Annotated in this window: 19 protein-coding genes and 2 pseudogenes; 9 read left to right on the forward strand and 12 right to left on the reverse strand. The window is 67.4% G+C overall.

The window, feature by feature from the left end; all coding sequences use genetic code 11:
* The first annotated feature begins 223 nt into the window (after positions 1-223).
* Positions 224-1,261, forward strand: coding sequence for a DNA adenine methylase (locus ASF31_RS03065; RefSeq protein WP_055753250.1), 1,038 nt, complete (start codon positions 224-226; stop codon positions 1,259-1,261).
* 62 nt (positions 1,262-1,323) lie between these two features.
* On the forward strand, positions 1,324-1,602 hold the full coding sequence (locus ASF31_RS03070; protein WP_055753251.1) for a hypothetical protein: 279 nt from the start codon (positions 1,324-1,326) through the stop codon (positions 1,600-1,602).
* 7 nt (positions 1,603-1,609) lie between these two features.
* On the opposite strand, the gene ASF31_RS03075 is transcribed toward ASF31_RS03070, so the two are convergent.
* The 7 genes from ASF31_RS03075 to ASF31_RS03105 form a co-directional block, all read right to left on the reverse strand.
* Positions 1,610-2,251 (reverse strand): ribonuclease HII, encoded by a 642-nt coding sequence (locus tag ASF31_RS03075; protein WP_055753252.1) that lies wholly within the window; start codon positions 2,249-2,251, stop codon positions 1,610-1,612.
* On the reverse strand, positions 2,244-2,840 hold the full coding sequence (locus ASF31_RS03080; RefSeq protein WP_055753253.1) for a DNA-3-methyladenine glycosylase I: 597 nt from the start codon (positions 2,838-2,840) through the stop codon (positions 2,244-2,246). Before ASF31_RS03080 ends, ASF31_RS03075 begins: the two co-directional genes overlap by 8 nt.
* 501 nt (positions 2,841-3,341) lie before the next feature.
* Complete coding sequence (locus ASF31_RS03085) at positions 3,342-4,100, reverse strand: 3-oxoacyl-ACP reductase (RefSeq protein WP_055753254.1); 759 nt, start codon at positions 4,098-4,100, stop codon at positions 3,342-3,344.
* A 7-nt stretch (positions 4,101-4,107) separates the two neighbouring features.
* Complete coding sequence (locus ASF31_RS03090; protein WP_055753255.1) at positions 4,108-4,911, reverse strand: folate-binding protein YgfZ; 804 nt, start codon at positions 4,909-4,911, stop codon at positions 4,108-4,110.
* Positions 4,912-4,961: 50 nt separating this feature from the next.
* A complete protein-coding gene (locus ASF31_RS03095) occupies positions 4,962-6,350 on the reverse strand; it encodes a response regulator (protein ID WP_055753256.1) in 1,389 nt (462 codons plus the stop codon).
* 67 nt (positions 6,351-6,417) lie between these two features.
* On the reverse strand, positions 6,418-6,984 hold the full coding sequence (locus ASF31_RS03100) for a hypothetical protein (RefSeq protein WP_055753257.1): 567 nt from the start codon (positions 6,982-6,984) through the stop codon (positions 6,418-6,420).
* A complete protein-coding gene (locus ASF31_RS03105; RefSeq protein ID WP_055753258.1) occupies positions 6,981-7,208 on the reverse strand; it encodes a hypothetical protein in 228 nt (75 codons plus the stop codon). The genes ASF31_RS03100 and ASF31_RS03105 overlap by 4 nt, the downstream gene beginning before the upstream one ends.
* 86 nt (positions 7,209-7,294) lie before the next feature.
* Here ASF31_RS03105 and ASF31_RS03110 point away from each other — a divergent pair, with 86 nt between their 5' ends.
* From ASF31_RS03110 to ASF31_RS03120, 3 genes are all read left to right on the forward strand, one after another.
* Complete coding sequence (locus ASF31_RS03110; protein WP_055753259.1) at positions 7,295-8,260, forward strand: glycosyltransferase family 9 protein; 966 nt, start codon at positions 7,295-7,297, stop codon at positions 8,258-8,260.
* Positions 8,261-8,408: 148 nt separating this feature from the next.
* Positions 8,409-9,740, forward strand: a complete 1,332-nt coding sequence (locus ASF31_RS03115) for a dihydroorotase (protein WP_055753375.1) — start codon at positions 8,409-8,411, stop codon at positions 9,738-9,740.
* Positions 9,737-10,459 carry a prephenate dehydrogenase/arogenate dehydrogenase family protein gene (locus ASF31_RS03120; RefSeq protein WP_055753260.1) on the forward strand — a complete coding sequence of 241 codons (723 nt, stop codon included), beginning with the start codon at positions 9,737-9,739 and terminating at the stop codon, positions 10,457-10,459. The genes ASF31_RS03115 and ASF31_RS03120 overlap by 4 nt, the downstream gene beginning before the upstream one ends.
* Positions 10,460-10,488: 29 nt before the next feature.
* On the opposite strand, the gene ASF31_RS03125 is transcribed toward ASF31_RS03120, so the two are convergent.
* From ASF31_RS03125 to ASF31_RS03140, 4 genes are all read right to left on the reverse strand, one after another.
* Complete coding sequence (locus tag ASF31_RS03125; protein ID WP_156355839.1) at positions 10,489-10,770, reverse strand: hypothetical protein; 282 nt, start codon at positions 10,768-10,770, stop codon at positions 10,489-10,491.
* Between the two features lie 132 nt (positions 10,771-10,902).
* On the reverse strand, positions 10,903-11,835 hold the full coding sequence (locus tag ASF31_RS03130; RefSeq protein ID WP_055753262.1) for an alpha/beta hydrolase: 933 nt from the start codon (positions 11,833-11,835) through the stop codon (positions 10,903-10,905).
* A gap of 22 nt (positions 11,836-11,857) precedes the next feature.
* Complete coding sequence (locus tag ASF31_RS03135) at positions 11,858-12,538, reverse strand: SdpI family protein (RefSeq protein WP_055753263.1); 681 nt, start codon at positions 12,536-12,538, stop codon at positions 11,858-11,860.
* A complete protein-coding gene (locus ASF31_RS03140; RefSeq protein WP_055753264.1) occupies positions 12,535-12,840 on the reverse strand; it encodes a metalloregulator ArsR/SmtB family transcription factor in 306 nt (101 codons plus the stop codon). Before ASF31_RS03140 ends, ASF31_RS03135 begins: the two co-directional genes overlap by 4 nt.
* A gap of 356 nt (positions 12,841-13,196) precedes the next feature.
* Between ASF31_RS03140 and ASF31_RS03145 the strand changes: the two are divergent.
* The 3 genes and pseudogenes from ASF31_RS03145 to ASF31_RS03155 form a co-directional block, all read left to right on the forward strand.
* Positions 13,197-15,095, forward strand: a pseudogene (locus ASF31_RS03145) (TonB-dependent receptor); the annotation flags it as partial.
* Positions 15,065-16,260, forward strand: a pseudogene (locus tag ASF31_RS03150) (PepSY-associated TM helix domain-containing protein). The pseudogenes ASF31_RS03145 and ASF31_RS03150, both read left to right, overlap by 31 nt.
* Positions 16,257-16,454 (forward strand): hypothetical protein, encoded by a 198-nt coding sequence (locus tag ASF31_RS03155; protein ID WP_200918542.1) that lies wholly within the window; start codon positions 16,257-16,259, stop codon positions 16,452-16,454. The pseudogene ASF31_RS03150 and the gene ASF31_RS03155 overlap by 4 nt, the downstream one beginning before the upstream one ends.
* On the opposite strand, the gene erpA is transcribed toward ASF31_RS03155, so the two are convergent.
* Complete coding sequence (gene erpA / locus ASF31_RS03160; protein WP_055753378.1) at positions 16,435-16,755, reverse strand: iron-sulfur cluster insertion protein ErpA; 321 nt, start codon at positions 16,753-16,755, stop codon at positions 16,435-16,437. The genes ASF31_RS03155 and erpA overlap by 20 nt on opposite strands.
* A gap of 141 nt (positions 16,756-16,896) precedes the next feature.
* Between erpA and ASF31_RS03165 the strand changes: the two genes are divergently transcribed.
* Positions 16,897-18,087: a deoxyguanosinetriphosphate triphosphohydrolase gene (locus ASF31_RS03165; RefSeq protein WP_055753266.1), complete on the forward strand. Its 1,191-nt coding sequence runs from the start codon at positions 16,897-16,899 to the stop codon at positions 18,085-18,087.
* Positions 18,088-18,159: the final 72 nt, after the last annotated feature.

Raw genomic sequence — 18,159 nt, forward strand, 5'->3', positions numbered from 1 at the left:
GTAAGACCCGGAGCATTGGCGCTTTCGCTTGATCCGCGAGGACAGAGCGAATCCCGCCGAGAGCCATGAACACAGCCAAGGCCGTCATCCTTCGGATGGCGGCCTTGCGCGTTTTTGCGACGGCTGATGCACCCTGATCTGCAGGGCTCCCAAAGTCAGTGGCGCCCACTCTCTCGCGCGACGCCTCAACCCGCTATGCTGCCGCGATGAGTCGGGCCGCGTCATGATCAAATATATCGGCTCCAAGCGCGCCTTGCTGGGGCATGTGACGGGTGCGGTGGCGGGGGTGCTGCCGCAGGGCGGGCGGGTGTGCGATCTGTTTTCGGGCACGGCGCGGGTCGGGCACGCCCTGAAGAAGCAGGGGTTTCAGGTCTGGTCGAACGACCTGAACGCCTACGCCCATGCTCTGGCGACGACCTATGTTCAGGCGGATCGAGAGCGGTGGGTTGAGCGGGCCGAGGTCGTGCTGGCCGAGCTGCGGACGGTGAAGTCTGAGGCGGGCTGGTTCACCCAGGCCTTTTGTCAGGACGCGCGGTATTTCCACCCGAACAACGGTGCTCGCATCGACGCCATGCGCGACCGGATCGAGGCCATGGGACTGGAACCGGAACTCAAGGCCATCGCCCTGGTCAGCCTGATGGAGGCGGCGGATCGGGTGGATTCCACCGCCGGGGTTCAGATGGCCTATATGAAGCAGTGGGCGCCGAGGGCGCTGAAGACGCTGGAGCTGCGCACCCCGGACCTGGTTCCGGCGGTGGACGGGCCGTGCCGCGCGACGCAGGGCGATGCGGTCGAGATCGCCGAACAGGTCGAGGCGGACCTGGTTTATCTGGACCCGCCCTACAACCAGCATTCCTATCTCGGGAACTACCACTGCTGGGAAAGCCTGGTGCTGTGGGACCGGCCCGAGACCTATGGGGTCGCCAACAAGCGGGTGGACGTGAGGACGCGCAAGAGCGCCTTCAACAGCCGGCCCGGCATCGGTCCCGCGCTGCGGACCGTGATCGAGCGGGTCAAGGCGCCGAACCTGATCGTCAGCTTCAACGACGAGGGGTATCTGAGCCGCGCCGACCTGGTCGAGATGCTGTCGGCGCGGGGTCATGTGCAAGTGCTGGAGGTGGCGCATCCCCGCTATGTCGGCGCCCGGATCGGGATCCATAATCCCAAGGGCGAGAAGGTCGGGCAGGTGGGGCGGCTCAAGAATGTCGAGCACCTGTTCGTGGTGACCGAGCGCCCGGTCTCCCTGCCCGTTGCCGCATAGACACCCATGAAAACAACGGAGGGTAGGGCGGAACGCGAATCGCTGCGTGCCGTTGTGGGACTATGCAACCGCACCCGTACACCGCCCCCAAGACCGATCACCCCGACGACTACCGCGTGCGTCCGGCGGCCGAGCCGCGCTCTTGGGCGCCGCGGGCGGCGGATGCGACCTTTACCCACAACGCCGCGCGTTACACTCGGCCGGTCGAGGCCGTTCAGCCCGTCGAACAGATCGACGTCGAGCCCGAGGTGGCGCCGCCGCCGCGCTGGATGATGGCGATCGCCGGGGCGGCTGTGGCGGCCCTGATGGGCGCGCTGCTAGGCGGCTTCCTGCACATCTGAGACGGCGTCAGGCCTCCTGCAACAGCGCCCTGATCGGCGACCAGCTGCGGCGATGGGCGGGGCAGGGGCCCAGGGTTTTCAAGGCGTTCTGGTGGATCGGGGCGTTGTAGCCCTTGTGACTGGCGAAACCGTAGCCGGGGTATTGGGCATCCAGATCGATCATCAACCGGTCCCGCGCCGTCTTGGCCAGGATCGACGCCGCCGCGATGGATAGCGACAACCCGTCGCCGCCGACGACCGTCTGGATTTCGCAGGGAAGCTTGAAGCGATAGTTGCCGTCGACCAGGGCGGCGACCGGCTGGACCTGCAAGGCCTCGATGGCGCGGCACATGGCCAGACCCGTGGCGTGCAGGATGTTCAGCTCCTCGATCTCGTCCACCGAGGCGAAGCCGACGCCCCAGGCGACGGCGCGGGTCTTGATCTCGAGCTCCAGGGCGGCGCGGCGCTTTTCGGTCAGGGCCTTGGAATCGTCGATGCCGGGCGGCAGGTCGTCGGGGTTCAGGATCACAGCCGCCGCCGAAACCGGCCCGGCCCAGGGACCACGCCCGGCCTCGTCCACGCCGCAGACGTGACCATTGACCCGCTGCATCAGCACCGTTTCCAGCGCGAGGGTCGGGAAAGCTTTCGAATTTGCGGGGGCTTTAGCCATGGCTCGCCATCGCACGAACCTGGGCGTGACGGAAGCAGGTCGTCTGGTGATCGTTGACCATGCCGACGGCCTGCATGAAGGCATAGACGATGACCGGGCCGCAGAAGTTGAAGCCGCGCTTCTTCAGGGCCTTGGCCATGGCGACGGACTGTTCGGTCTGGGTCGGGGCCTGGCGATAGTCGGCGTGTGGGGTCTGGATCGGCTCGCCGCCGACGAACGACCAAAGCCAGGCGGAGAAGTCCTCGCCGTCATCGCGCATCTGAAGCCAGATCTGGGCGCCCCGGATGGCGGCGTTGATCTTGGCGCGCGAGCGGATGATGCGCGGATCGTTCAGCAGGTGCTGGATGTCGGCCTCCCCATAGCGGGCGACGATCTCGGGGTCGAAGCCGTCGAAGGCGTCGCGGATGCCGTCGCGTTTTCTGAGGATGGTGATCCAGGCGAGACCGGCCTGAAAGCCGTCGAGGACCAGCTTTTCCCACAGGGCGCGGGGATCGCGCTCGGGCACGCCCCATTCGGTGTCGTGATAGGCGACATAGAGCGGGTCGGTCCCGCACCAGCCGCATCGGCCTTCGGCATGTGAGTCGGTCATGGGGTGATGGTGGCCGGGTGGTCGATTTTGGGGAAGGGCGGGATTTGAGACGCAGGCGGCGGAAAAACACCGTCTAAAGTGTCTAATTGTCTGATCTTGGGGGAGCGGCGAAATTGCACTGCACCCTCCGAAACGCGTGCAAAGTGCAAGAAAGTGCAATTAGGCGGGGCGGCGTTGGACAGTGAAAAACAGTCCAGCGAGTCCAACGAGTCCAAGTTTTCGTCTCCTCCGGTCCTAAACCTGCGCATTATATGGGCGTTTGGAGGAGGGGTCGGTCGATTGACGCTGGTGGCGAGTAAGGCCCTGAAAACTGAAGAAATGTACTGAGCAAATAGGATGGAGACCGTCTCCTCCCCATGAAATGGGGAGGGGGACCGCGAAGCGGTGGAGGGGCTCTTAAAGTCCCACGGGCGCTTGTGATGTGGTGAAGAACCCCTCCGTCACGGCGCTAAGGAGCGCCGCGCCACCTCCCCACGAAGTGGGGAGGAGACGGTCGTCATTTCAGTCCCGCACCAATCCGCCGTCAACGACCAGGTTCTGACCCGTCACGGCGCGGCTCCAGGGGGAGGCGAAGAAGAGGACGGCGTCGGCGAACTCCTGCGGGGTCGTGACGCTGCGCAGCGGGGTCATGCCGGCGATCAGGTCGAACACAGCTTCGGGCGTGGCGGCGCTGGCGTCGGTGGTGCGCAGGAGACCGCCCGAGACCATGTTGACGGTGATGCCGTCAGGGCCGAGGTCGCCGGCGGCGGTGCGGGTCAGGCTGAGCAGGGCGGCCTTGGCGGCGGTGTAGTCGTGGTAGGGGACGACCGGGTTCTGGAACAGGTTGGTTCCGATGTTGACGACGCGGCCGAACCGGGCCGCGGCCATGCCGGGCGCGGTCGCCTGGATCAGGTTCAGGGCGCCGCGCACGACGGTCGAGAACTGACGATCCATCTCGTCCCAGCCGATGGCGGTCATCTGGGACCGGGCGTCGCCATTGAAGCTGTAGTCCAGGGCGTTGTTGACGACGGTGGTGACGGGGGCGCCGAAGTGGCCTTGCGCGGCCGCGACCATGGCGTCCACCGCGGCGCGGTCGGTCACGTCGGCCTGGAGGGCGAGGGCGCGCTCGCCGATCTCGGCGGCCAAGGCGTTCGCCGCTTCGCCGCTGTTCCTCCAGTTGATGACGACGCGAGCGCCTTCATGGGCGAAGGCGCGGACGCAGGCGGCGCCGACGCCGCGCGCCCCGCCGGTGACGAGGACGATCTGATCGGCGATCTTCATGGGGGACTCACGCGTTGGAGGAGGGAAGGACGTCGTCGCCCATCCAGGCGGGTTTGCGCAAGCGCACCGGGCGGCCGTCCACGGTCAGGTCGCCGTCGATGCGGTCAATCCGCAGCAGGGCCATGACCGAACCGTCCTGACCCGAGAGGACTTCGCCTGCGCGCAGTTCGCCCTTCAGCACCTCGGCGCCGAAGACGGGAGGCGGGCCGTCGAAGTCCAGCGGCAGCATCCGGTTCTTGATCGTACCCCGACGCTTCATGCGCGAGGTCGTCTCCTGGCCGACGAAACAGCCCTTCTGGAAATTGATGCCGTTGAGAAGGTCGAAGTCGGCCTCGATCGGATAGGTCTTGTCCTGGGGCGCGTCGGCGGTCGGATCGGGCAGGCCGATCGACAGGCGGTGGGCGTCGTAATCGGCCTCGGCGGCGTCTGCAGTCGCTGCGCCATAGAGACGGCCGCCCATCAGGGGCGTGCGGGGGTCGGGATTGAAGCCGGCGGGGGCCTCGGGCCAGGCGGCTAAGACCGGGCGGTCGTCGGCGGCGACCTGAACCTTGGCGCGCAGTTTGTACATCGACAGGCGCTGGATCAGGGCGTCGCGACGCTCAGTCGCCACATCCAGCAGAACGCCGTCAGCCTGTCCCAGAAGGAACAGGTCGAAGAGCAGACGGCCCGGAGGCGACAACAGGGCGCCGAAGCGCAGTTCCCCGTCGGCCAGCGTCTCTACATCCTGGGTCAACAGATTGTGCAGGAAGGGTTTCGCCTCCTCGCCCGTTACCGAGATCAGGGCGCGACTGTCGAGACGGGCGATGGGCATGGGGCGAAGATAGGGCCGACGGCGTGGCTTCAGAAGACGCCGCGCCGAATTTAGGCGACAGCGGCCGCCGCGTCTTCAAGGCGAGGATCGAAGGAGCGCCAGTCGCTGGCGCCCCAGGCGGTGACGCGCATGACCAGATCGACGATGTTCATCGGCTTGGCGATGCAGTCGTCCATGCCGGCCTGTTCGTACTGGGTCAGCTGTTCCGGCAGGGTGTTGGCGGTCAGGGCCAGGATCGGCGTGCGGCCCGTCACGCCGGGCAGAGCCCTAATGGCGCGGGTCGCCTCGACGCCGTCCATTACGGGCATCTGGATATCCATCAGGATCACGTCCCAGTCGCCGGTGCGGGCGGCCTCGACGCCCTGTTCGCCGTCGTTGGCGGTGGCGCAGGCGATGCCTTGGGCCGTCAACACCGCCATGACCAGGGCGCGGTTGCTGTCGTGATCGTCGACATAGAGGACGCGCAGGGCAGGGACGTCCTCGTTCGCCGGGGGGCTGGGCTCGGCCGAAGTCTCTGCCGGCGCCAGGGGAACGACGTTGTCGGCCGACAGGTCGATCATGTCGTTGACGACGGAAAGCAGGCGCTGGCCCGCGCCGTTGATGCGGGCGACCTGATCAGCCTGTTCGTCGGGCAGGCCGGCCTTGGACAACAGATCGGAGAAGCCGATGACCGCGTTCAGCGGCGTGCGCAGTTCGTGCGACATGTCCGTCAGGAACTTCTGCCGAGCCTCGGCCATCGCGGTTTTCTGCTCGGCGGCGACGCGGGCCTGTTCGGCCTCGACGCGGTCGGTCACATCGATCTCGTTCAGCAAGACGCCGAGATGGCCCGTGACGGGGTCCGTCACGGGACGAACGTCGAGATGGTGCCAGCGCACGCCTTCTCGCGTGATGATCTCGCAGACGTCGGAAATCGCTGACCCCGACAGGGCGGTCGCCAGCATGGGCTGGGCGCGCTCGGGTTCGGCGAACCGGGCCTCGAAGGGGTGCGCGGTCGATCCGTAGGCGGCGAAGGCCGACGGATTGGAGAAGATCGGGCGGGCCTCGCTGTCGAACAGGGTGATCAGCGTCGAGGTGTGGCGCAACGCCTCCACCGCGCGACGCTCCTCGTTTTCGACCGCAATGGGCGCGGCCTCAAACAGCAGGACCGGCGTGCCGTCCGTCAAGCGATAGGTCGAGATCACCGCCGACACCGTCAGCGGTCGACCGTGGGGATAGAAGGTCCAGTCTTCGGTCAGGATCTCGCCATTGGCCGTCTCGCGCGCCAGACGCTCGGTCCGGGCCAGGACGGCGGGGGAGACATTGGTGAAGTCGCGCGCCAGAAGGGCGTCGAGATTGTCGGAGCCCCAGAGGTCGAGCGCGGCCGCATTGGCGTAGACGCCGCGCAGGGCGACCGGATCGAACATCCAGATCGGTCGTTTCAGCGCGTCCCAGGCCTGCATCGACGGCGTGCCCTTTCCAGCGACGGCGTTACGGATTCTATCGTAGCGCCAAGGGCTTAAGCTTCGGCTAAGCTTTCGGACGATCCTGGGTTGTCACTGCATATCGTGCGACGACGCCGTCCGGCTGGAAATCGTGTTCGGCCAAGGTGTCGAGGGACATCAGGACACGGGTCGTGAAGGCGTCAGTGTCGCCATCCTCGATGGCCGGACGCAGCCAATCGGTGACGACCGCGCGGGCCGGATAGGTTCCGACCGGGCCGGGGATGCTGAGCGCGACCTCAATCCCTTCCGCGACCCAGCCGGCGACGGTCACGAAGAAGTCGGGCGAGGCCAGGAAGTCGGAGCGGCGCAGGACATACAGGGTGATGACCCCGTCCTCGACGCCGTCGGGGCGCACGATGACGCCGCTGCGATCCGGTCGCCAGTCGTCCGACAGCTCGACCACACGCCACAGGCAGAACCAGATGCGGCAGGTGTTCGGCCGAATCTCGTGGACCGAACAGCCGGCGCCGTCGACGCAATAGGCGCACAGTTTGCCCGTCGGCTTGGCCAGTTCCGGCAGGTTCAACGGAATGACGCGGCAGCATTCGACGCAACCGCCGCAGGTCCGGCCGGGGAGGAGGGGCAGGCTCACCCGGCTGAACGCTCCAACCGGGCGATGCGGCGATCCATGTCGGCGACGACGGCCTCCAGCCGGGTCTTTTCGGAGGCCATGTCGATGGGCGTGCCGTCTTCGTAGGAAATCGTCGCGCCCTTGGCGATCAGGTCCAGCCGGTAGATGGCCGTGACGCGCTGGGCCTTGAAGCGTTCAAGGGCGGCGGCTTCTGGATCCGGGGCGGCGTCGGGCGTGTGGCTCATGCGCGTCGCTGTAGCGCATGGGGCCTTTCTGTGGAAACACGCGTTTGGCGCTGAACCGCAGATAGAATCCCTGTATCCGTCGACGGATGATCGGGCGGTTTCCCATCCTGTACATCGCCGAGGCGGACGCCGAGGACGCCGTGCTGTCTTCCGGCGTGCTGGCGCATCTGGTCGAGAGCCTGCCGCACGCGACCTTCACCATTGTCGGATCGGCTGCCAGCGCGCCGCTGTTCGCCGATACGCCGCGCCTGACGAAGCTGATCGTGCTGGAGCGCGAGGGCCATTTCGAATGGATCGCCCTGTGGAACCAGGTGCGGGCGACCAAATGGGGGCTGGTCGTGGACATGCGCGGCTCGGACCTGTCGGGCAAGCTGAGGCGGCACAAACGCGCGGTGCGAGGCAAGGATCAGCCGGGCCTGCATGCGGTCGAAGCGGCGGCGGCGGTGCTGAAGCTGGAGCCCGATGAGATCCCGGCGCCAAAACTCTACGTCTCGGATGAAACGCGGGCCCAGGTCGAGGCGCTAATTCCGGCGACGGGCGGGGATGGGCCGATCCTGGCGGTCGGGCCGGGCGTGGAATGGATGGGCAAGCGCTGGCCCGCCGAACGCTATGCCAAGGTCGCGGCTAAGCTGCTGGCCGACGACGGGCCGCTGGCGGGCGGCCGGCTGATGATCGTGGGCGAGGAGATCGACCGCGAGGCGGCGCACACGATCCGCTACGCCGTGCCGCGCGCGCGGGTGATCGAGCTCCAGGGCAGGCTGACGCGGCTGCAGACGGTCGCGGCCCTGTCAACGTCGGTGCTGTACATCGGGGCGGACTCGATCTGGACCCAGCTGGCCGTGGCCTCGGGCGCGCCGGTGGTGGCGGTGTTTGGACCGTCGGACGAGACCGTGCGCGGACCCTGGAAGGGCGAGGCCGTGCGCGGGCCGCGCACCTATGACGAGTTCAGGAAGCTGGATCCGCGCCTGAACCAGGCGATCCAGCATATGATGGATCTGCCGTGGGAGCGTGTGCTGAAGGCGTCGATGCGGGCGTTGAAGGGGCGGGGCTGAACAAAACTCCGTCATCCTCGGGCTTGTCCCGAGGGCCCACTTTTCCGCATAAGCGAACCTGAAGCGTCGGTCGCGGCGTGCGATTTCGTTGATCGTGCGACGGCCGCCATGGGCCCTCTGGACAAGCCCGAGGGTGACGGTGATGATGATGACCCAGACCTATGACCTGATCGTCCGTGGCGGCGAGGTGGCGAACCATGCGGGGCGGGGGCTGGCGGATGTCGGGGTGATCGACGGCAAGATCGCCTTCATCGGCGACCTGACCCAGGCCTCGGCGGGCGAAGTCTTCGACGCGACGGGCCTCACGGTCCTGCCCGGCGTCATCGACACCCAGGTCCATTTTCGCGAGCCGGGGCTGGAGTGGAAGGAAGACCTGGAGACGGGCTCGCGCGCCGCGGCCCTGGGCGGCGTCGTCGCCGTGTTCGAGATGCCGAACACCAACCCCAACACCACCGACCCCGACACCATGGCCGACAAGCTGGCGCGGGCGAAGGATCGGATGTGGACGGACCACGCCTTCTACGTCGGCGGCACGCACGAGAATGCGGACTATCTGGGCGAGCTGGAGCGGTTGCCCGGCTGCTGCGGGGTCAAGGTCTTCATGGGGGCCTCGACCGGGGACCTGCTGATCGCCGACGACGAGGGGGTGCGTAAGGTCCTGTCCAATGTGCGCCGCCGCGCCACCTTCCACTCCGAGGACGAATATCGCCTGGTCGAGCGTCGCGGTCTGGCCCGCACCGGCGACTGGACCAGTCACCCTGAGGTGCGCGACGCCGAGAGCGCGATCCGCTCGACCCGGCGCCTTGTCGGCCTGGCCAAGGAGACGGGCGCGCGCATCCACGTGCTGCACGTCACGACGAAAGACGAGATGGAATATCTGCGCTTCCACAAGGATGTCGCCACCGTCGAGATCACGCCCCAGCATCTGACGCTGGTCGCGCCCGAGGCCTATGAGCGGCTGGGCAGCTACGCCCAGATGAACCCGCCGATCCGGTCGCAGGCGCATGTGGACGCTCTGTGGTTGTGGGGGATGCAGCAGGGCGTGGCCGACGTGCTGGGCTCCGACCATGCGCCGCACACCAAGGAAGAAAAGGCCAAACCCTATCCGGCCTCTCCGTCCGGCATGCCGGGGGTGCAGACGCTGGTGCCGCTGATGCTGACCCATGTCGCCAATGGACGGTTGAGCCTGGAGCGCTTCATCGATCTGACCTCGGCGGGGGCGCAGCGGGTGTTCGGCACGGCCAACAAGGGGCGGATGGCCGTCAGCTATGACGCCGACCTGACCATCGTCGATCTGAAGGCGAAGCGGACGATCACGCATGACCAGCAGGCGACGCGCTGCGGCTGGACCCCGTTCGACGGCGTCGAGGCGACCGGCTGGCCGATGGCGACCATCGTGCGCGGCCGGGTGGTGATGCAGGACGGCGAACTGATCGGATCGGCGCACGGGCGGCCGGTGCGGTTCATGGAGACGCTGTGAAGGAAACGCTCGGCCTGATCGGCTTCGGCGCCTTCGGGCGGCTGACGGCGCGGCATCTGTCGGCCGAGTTCGATATCCTGGCGCATGATCCGGCGGCGAGCGATGGCGAAGGCCTCGCGACCCTGACCGATCTGGCGACCGCCGCCGCCTGTCCCACGGTGGTGCTGGCCGTGCCGGTCGAGGCGTTGGAGGCGACGCTGATCGCTATCCGTCCACATCTGGCGCCCGATGCCCTGGTGATCGACGTGGGGTCGGTGAAGGTGAAGCCGGCGCAGGCGATGGACGCCCTGCTGCCGCCCGACGTGCGGATCGTCGGGACGCACCCCCTGTTTGGACCGCAGAGCGGCAAGGACGGCATCGCGGGCCTGCGGATCGCCGTGTGCGAGGTGAGGGGGGCGAAAGACGCGCGCCGCGTCGCCACCTTCTGCCGCCGCGCGCTGCGCCTGAAGGTGTTTCAGGTCAGCCCCGAGGACCACGACCGCGAGGCCGCGACGGTGCAGGGCCTGACCCATCTGATCGCCCGCGTCCTGATGGCCATGGAGCCCCTGCCGATGCGCATGACCACCGCCAGTTTCGACCGGCTGATGCAGGCCGTCGACATGGTCCGCCACGACAGCCCCGCCGTCTTCCGCGCCATCGAACGCGACAACCCGTTCGCGGCCGAGGTCAGGGAGCGGTTTTTCGCTTTGGCGGATGAGGCGCGGGGAGGGGTGGACTAACTTTACGGCGAAGTTCTCATAATCGCCATTCAGCCCTCCGGCGAATGGCAGGGGCGAGGACCAGAAGCGAGAGCGTAAAACGATCCGAGTGGCGTGTCATAGCGCATGAGCTCCATCTCTTCGCCGACCAAGCACGAGATGCGTCTGTACACTTTGATCCGGGCCAAGCGGCCTTCCACATGAACGATAGCCGCAGGAGCATTGCGCCGTTCGCTTCCGGCGACATCGAACGATATCACCTTGCCTTTGGTGAATTGCGGTGCGCTAACAAAGGCTACCACGATCGCCATCACGACGGCGAATACGGCCACAATGAGCGCTCCACCTAGAGCGACATTATGAAAGGTCCATACCACCCGAAGTTCGTTAATCACCCTGCGCATGCTCAGGCGAGCCTCGGTCGCCTGAATAATTTTTTCAAGCCGGTCAGATGTTGATGACGATTAATGCGCCCGAATGAACGCCCCCACATCCTCCGCCACGCCCGGCGCGAGCGGCAGGGCCGGGTCGGCGTAGGTGGCCAGATTGGCGGCGCGGTCGGCGGGGGCGGTCTTGAGGAGGTGGTTGACGCCGTCCCAGAGTTTCAGCGTGGCCTTAGAGTCGGCGGCGGCGAGAGCCTGGGCGTCCGTGACGGCGATCTGCAGGTCGGTGGTCCCCTGGCCGATGAAGACCGGGCCGTCGTAGGCGGCGAGCAGGACGGCGGGGTCCAGCGGCAGCCACGAGATCAGATAGGGCTGGACCGACGGGCGGAACAGGGCTGCCAAGGCAGGCGGCGTGTCGGCGACGGTGCGGCCGGCCTCAAGCTCGGTCAGGACGGCGAAGGCCTGGGTCTTCAGGGGTTCGGGCAGGGCGGCCTGAAGTTGTTCGCGGATCACTACGCCCGCTGGACGGCCGGCGCCGGACAGCAGGATCAGGCCGCAAATCTTGTCGTCTCCGCCCTCGACCGCCTTCAGCGCGACCAGGGCGCCTTCGCTGTGGCCGATCAACCAGGCGCAGGGCTGATCCGTGCGCGAGGCGGCCTCGGCGGCCCAGGCGCGGGCGTCGGCGGCGTAGTCGTCGAAACGCAGCTTGGTCTCCTCGAGCCCGGCGGCGGCGCTGGCCGCGATGCCGCGCTTGTCGATGCGGACGGTGGCGACGCCCTGTTCCGCCAGGCCTTCGGCCAGCAGGCGATAGGTGGAGGCGGCGACGCCCATCGGGCTGTTGCCGTCTCGATCCGTCGGGCCGGAGCCGGGCAGGATGACGGCGACGGCCGTCGGCGCCTCGGGCGTCAGCAGCGTGCCATGCAGGGGCGCGGGCTGGGCGGGCAGGGCGATGTCGGTCGAGACCGGTCCGGCAAGCAGGCTGGCGGCGAGAAGGGCGTGGGTCAGCGTCAGCATTGCAGTCTCCTTGGCGGCGAGATCAGAAAGGTTGGCGGTCGGGATCGGCGCGCCAGACGCGCCAGCTTTCGAAGATCGAAAGGCCCGCGACGATGATGACGGCGGCGGTCAGGGCCGTGACGCCGTAGGGCGAGGGCGCAATCGGCGCGGCGATCAGGCCGGCCAGACCGACCAGGCAGAACAGCCGGCCGGCCAGACGGTTCGAGCGGTCCCATGCCAGGCGGCTCTTGTAGTTCCAGGGCGTGCGCACGCCGATCAGGGGATTGGGCGCGACCCGGCCGAGGAAGGCACCGACGACCAGCAGGATCAGCGACAGGGCGCCCGTCATGACGGCGGGGCCACTGTCGACGGTCGCATGTCCCAGGCTGGCCCAGGCGATCATCAGGCCGATGGCGGCGACGATGAACAGGGTCAGTCCCTGACCGATCCGCATCGAGCGACGACGCGAGGCGTCGCCTTGGGCCTCGGCGCGCAAGGCGGCCAGACCCAGGCCGGAGGCGGCGATGAAGCCGATCACCGCCATGCCGCCCGTGAAGGTCGCGAACTCCACCCGGTCGCCCCAGCGATCGACCTGCCAGTCCGCGGTCCAGTGCATCGGCATGGGCGTCGTCGGGCCGTTGACGCCGATATACAGGGCGAAGGCCGCCTGCATGCCGAAGACGGCGACGGTCAGATAGTCCAGCAGCGACAGGCGGTCCTTCATCGACGGGGCTCCTTGTGGGCGTCAGGCAGGGCTTCGGTCGCTTCGCCGGTTCCGACGATGTCCATCAGGAAGGCCATCGCCTCCTCGACCGCCGAGATTTCTAGCCGATAGCGGATGGTCTGGCCCTCGCGCTCCGGGCTGACCAGGCCGGCCTCCTTCAGGGCGTTGAGATGGCCGGTGATGGTGGGCCAGCTCATGTCGAAGGCGGCGGCGATGTCGCCGGACGCCAGCGGACCGGCGCGCAACATGGCGATGATGCGACGACGCACGGGGTGCGACAGAGCCTTGAACAGGGTGTTCATAGGGATATCCCTAATTAGGAAATTGGCTAAATGCAAGCTCGGGATGGATGGACTGCATTATGTCGCAGGCGCGAACTCGCCATTGCAAAGCAGTCGCAACGAAGAGTAAGAGCGCCGTCTTTGTTCCTGAGAATGCGTTGCACTTCATGATCCGTTCGTCCAGTCTCGCCTGTGCCGTCAGCAGCCTGGCCCTGGCCGCCGCCGCGCCCGCCTTGGCGCAGTCGACGACGTCGGAGCCCGTGGAGCTGGGCGAGATCGTGGTCACCGGCGGGTCTCAGGTCGGCTTGCCCGGCGCCTATGCCGGCGGACAGGTCGCCACAGGCGGCCGCGTCGGTCTGTTCGGCGCGCTGGATGCGATGGATACGCCGTTCAATGTGACCAGCTATACCGAGACCCTGATCCGCGATCAGCAGGCGCGCAGCGTGGGCGACGTGTTGCAGAACGATCCAGCCGTGCGGGTGACCAAGGGGTTCGGCAATTTCCAGGAAGTCTATCTGATCCGGGGCTTCCCGGTTTACTCGGACGACATGACCTATAACGGCCTGTACGGCGTGCTGCCGCGCCAGTATGTGGCGCCGGAACTGCTGGAGCGGGTCGAGGTCTTCCACGGCGCGACGGCCTTCCTGAACGGTGCGGCGCCGGGCGGCAGCGGGGTCGGCGGCGCCTTCAACCTGGTGCCCAAGCGCGCGACGGGCGCGGACCTGAACCGCCTGACGGCCGGATGGGAAGGCGGCGACGAGATCTACGCCGCCGCCGATCTGGCGCGGCGGTTCGGTCCCGACGACGCCTGGGGCGCGCGCCTGAACCTGGTCAGCCGTGCGGGCGAGGGCGCGGTCGAGGATCAGCACAGCGAACTGCGCGTGCTGGGCCTGGGAGTTGATCGTCGCGGGGAACGCGCCCGCTTCTCGGCCGACCTGGGCTGGCAGGACCACCGTATCGACGCGCCGCGTCCGCAGGTGACGCCGAACGGCGCGGTGCCCGAGACGCCCTCGGCCGACGCCAACTTCGCCCAGCCCTGGACCTATACCGACGACCAACAGCTGTTCGGCGCCGCGCGCGGCGAGTTCGACCTGACCGACCGCGTCACCGCCTGGGCGGCCGTGGGCGGGCGTCGTGGGGAGGAGGACAATGTGCTGGCCAATCCGAACGCCGCGGCCGACGGGACGCTGAGCGCCTATCGCTTCGACAATGTGCGCGAGGACACGGTGTGGGCCGGCGATGTCGGCCTGCGCGCGGACGTGACGACGGGCCCGGTCGGGCATCGGCTGGTCGTCTCGGCGTCGCAGGTGCGGTCCAAGTCCAGGAACGCCTACGCCTTTTCGAACTTCGCCGGTTTCGCCAGCAATCTGTATGACCCGGTCGACGTGACGGCGCCGACGCCCGACTTCTTCGTCGGCGGCGACCTGTCCGATCCGCTGGTGACGGAGCGTGTGAACAATCGCTCGGTCGCCTTCGCCGACATGATGTCCTTGCTGGACGGTCGCCTGCTGGCCACGGTCGGGGTGCGGTATCAGGAGATCGAGACGCGGTCGTTCGATTACAACACCGGCGTCGAAAACGGGGCCTATGAGGGCGATGCCTGGACGCCGGCCTTTGCGGTTGTTTTCAAGCCCAATGATCGCATTTCGCTCTACGCCAACTATGCCGAGGCGCTGCAGCCGGGCGCGACGGCGCCGGCCCAGGTCGGCGGCGCGCCGGTCGGCAACGCTGGCGAAGTGCTGGCCCCGTTCCAGTCCGAGCAATATGAGGTCGGCGTCAAATATGACGCCGGAACGTTCGGAGGCACGCTGAGCGTCTTCCAGGCGAACCGCCCGCAGGCCTATTTCGACGGCCAGAACTACACCGCCGACGGCGAGCAGCAGAACACCGGCGTCGAACTGGGCGTCTATGGCGAACCGGTCGCGGGCGTGCGTCTGATCGGCGGCGCGACCTGGTTGGATGCCGAGGTCACCCGTTCGCTGGACGCCACTCTGGTCGGAAAACGGCCCACGGGATCGCCCGAGTTCCAGGCCAATCTGAATGCGGAATGGGATGTGCCGATGGTCGCCGGCCTGACGTTGGAAGGCCGCGCGGTCTATACGGGCGAACAACCGGTCAACGCCGCCAATACGGTGGAGCTGGACGCCTGGACCCGTTTCGATGCGGGCGTGCGCTACGCCTTCGAGGCGGGCGGCAAGCCGCTGACGGTTCGCGCACGGATCGAGAACCTCGCCGACGAGGATCAGTGGGTGGCGGTGGGCGGTTACGCCCCGACGTCCAGCTATCTGACGCTGGGCGCGCCGCGTACGTTCCGCCTGTCGGTCTCGGCCGAGTTCTGATCCGCGCCGGCTGATGCACGCCCGAACCATCCGCGCCTGGTCCTGGACGCACAAATGGTCGAGCCTGATCTCGACCGTCTTCCTGCTGATGCTGTGCGTCACGGGCCTGCCGCTGGTGTTCACGCACGAGATCGAGGAAGTCTTGCTGCCGCAGGCGTGGGAGCCCGCTAATCCGGACGGGCCGCTACTGAGCCTGGATCAGGTGCTGGCGGCCGGGCTGGCCCTGCATCCGGGCGAGGTTCCGGCCTTCATGAGCTTCGACGAGGAACGGCCGGTGGTGAACGTCACCAGCCGCGCTCCTGACGCCCCGGCGGGGAAATACAGTTTCGAACCCATCGACCGAACCAGCGGCGAAGTCGCGCCGCCGGTCGCCGGCCATCCGGTGATGGAGTTCCTGCTGCAGCTTCACACCGACATGTTCCTGGGCCTGCCTGGGATGTTGTTCCTGGGGGCGATGGGACTGTTGCTGGTCGCGGCGGTGGTGTCGGGCGTGGTGCTGTATGCGCCCTTCATGCGCCGACTGCCGTTCGGCACGGTGCGGGTCAAGAAGGCAGCGCGGACGCGGTGGCTGGACTATCACAATCTGCTGGGCGTGGTGACGGCGGCCTGGGTGCTGGTGGTCGGCGTGACGGGGGTGGTCAACACCCTGGCGACGCCGATCCTGGCCTATTGGAAGGATACAGCGCTGAAGGAGCTGACGCAGGCCTATGACGCGCCTGCGCCGGCGGGTCAGCGGGCGTCGCTGGATGCGGCGGTGGCGCGGGCGAAAGAGGCGCTGCCGGGCAAGACGCTGCAGTTCGTGGCGTTTCCGGGGACCGACTATTCGACCGATCACCACTATGCCGTCTTCTTCCACGGCGACACGCCGTTGACGACGCATCTGACCACGCCGGCCCTGATCGATGCGCGGACGGGCGAGCTGGCGGCGGTGGCGCCGATGCCCTGGTATGTGAAGGCCCTGTCGCTGTCCCAGCCGCTGCATTTCGGGGATTACGGCGGGCTGGGGCTGAAGATCCTTTGGGCGCTGCTGGATCTCGCCACCATCGTGATCCTGGGATCCGGCCTCTACCTCTGGCTGGGCAAGGGGAGGCGCAAGGCGTGAGCCGGCGTCATCACAATCGCAAGGACCTGAGCCTGTGGGCGATCTTCCGCGTTCCCATCGTGCTGTTCGGCTTCAGCCTGACCGGACTGATCGGGGCCTTGTTGCAGGAGGGGATTTGGGACGCGGTGTTTTCGGCCCTGCTGGCCTCGACCGTCGTCGTGACGGCCTGGGCGCTTATCCGATCGAGAAGCTGACGCCGCAGCCGCAGCTGGAGGCGGCGTTGGGGTTCCTGACCACGAACTGGGCGCCGGCCAGTTCGTCGACATAGGCGATCTCAGAGTTTTTCAGGAAGGGAACCGAGACGGGATCGATCAAGGCGGTCTGGCCGTCGGCCTGGATGCGCAGATCGTCGTCCTCGGCCGCCTCGACCAGCTCGAACCGGTACTGGAAGCCCGAGCAGCCGCCGCCGTCCACCGCCACGCGCAGCATCAGGGCCTTGCCCTCGGCCGCGCCCAGCTTGGCCAGGCGCTTGGCGGCGCTGGCGGCCAGGACGATGCCCTCCGGCGCGCGCGAGGCGACGCTGAAGACGGGTGTGGACGGTTCTGTGGATTGGACGGTGCTCACGGCTGTCTATATGAGGCGGGCAGGGCCGTTCGCAAAGGCCCCCCGCATCAAAGCAGCCTCAAAGTTGATGACTTGAGCCACCCAGACCTCGCTTCCTACGCCGAACGGGCCGACCTGACCCAGGGGCGCCGCGTTTTCGAGCCCGCCAGCCGCACGCGCACCGCCTTCGCCCGCGACCGTGACCGCATCATCCATGCGACGGCGTTTCGGCGGCTAAAGGAGAAGACCCAGGTCTTCGTGGCGCATGAGGGCGATCACTACCGAACCCGCCTGACCCATTCGCTGGAGGTGGCGCAGATCGCACGGTCGCTGGCCCATGCGCTGAGGCTGGACGACGACCTGGCCGAGACCATCGCCCTGGCCCACGACCTGGGCCATCCGCCCTTCGCCCATGCCGGTGAGGACGAGCTGGTGGTGCAGATGCGCGATCACGGCGGGTTCGATCACAACGTCCAGAGCTTCCGCGTCGTGACCGAGCTGGAGAACCGCTATCCGCAGTTCGACGGGCTGAACCTCAGCTGGGAGACGGTCGAGGGCGTCATCAAGCACAACGGCCCGGTATCGCACCGGCTGGACGAGCCGGCCTGGTCGGTGGTGCGCCCCTATGCGTCAGGTGGCGAGGCGGGGTGGGACCTGCGGCTGGGGACGTTCGCGTCGCTGGAGGCCCAGTGCGCGGCCATCGCCGACGACATCGCCTACAACAACCACGACGTGGATGACGGGGTGCAGGCGGGTTTGATCACCCTGCGCGATCTCGATCAGGTGCCGCTGATTGGACCGATGTTGGCCGAGGTGCGCCGCGACTGGCCCACGATCGACGACCGGATGCTGCGGATCGAGGCCGTGCGGCGGATGATCGGCGTCATGGTCGAGGACGTGCTGGCCGAGACGGCGCGGCGGCTGGAGGAAGACCGGATCGTCACGACCGAGGACGTGCGGATGGCCAGGCGCACGATGGTGGATTTCTCGCACGCCATGCACGTCGATCTGGCGGTGCTGAGGAAGTTCCTGTTCGAACGGATGTATCGCCACTACCGCGTCAACCGCACCCGCAGTCAGGCGCGGCGCGTGCTGTCGCAGCTGTTCGAACTGTTCATGGCCGAGCCGGAGGTCATGCCGCCGGAGTGGGGCGAGCCGGCGATGACCCCGGACAAGACGCAGCGGGCGCGCGCCGTGTGCGACTATATCGCCGGCATGACCGACCGTTACGCCATAGAAGTGCACCAGAAGCTGTTCAGCCTCGACCTCGCCCTCGATCTGTGATTCGAAAGATGCACGCGGGGGCGTAGAGTGATCGTTCGGCGCGCCGATTCGCGCCGACAGACGGCGGAGCGC

Origin of the sequence: Brevundimonas sp. Leaf280 (genome assembly GCF_001422455.1) — a bacterium.
GTDB lineage: Bacteria > Pseudomonadota > Alphaproteobacteria > Caulobacterales > Caulobacteraceae > Brevundimonas.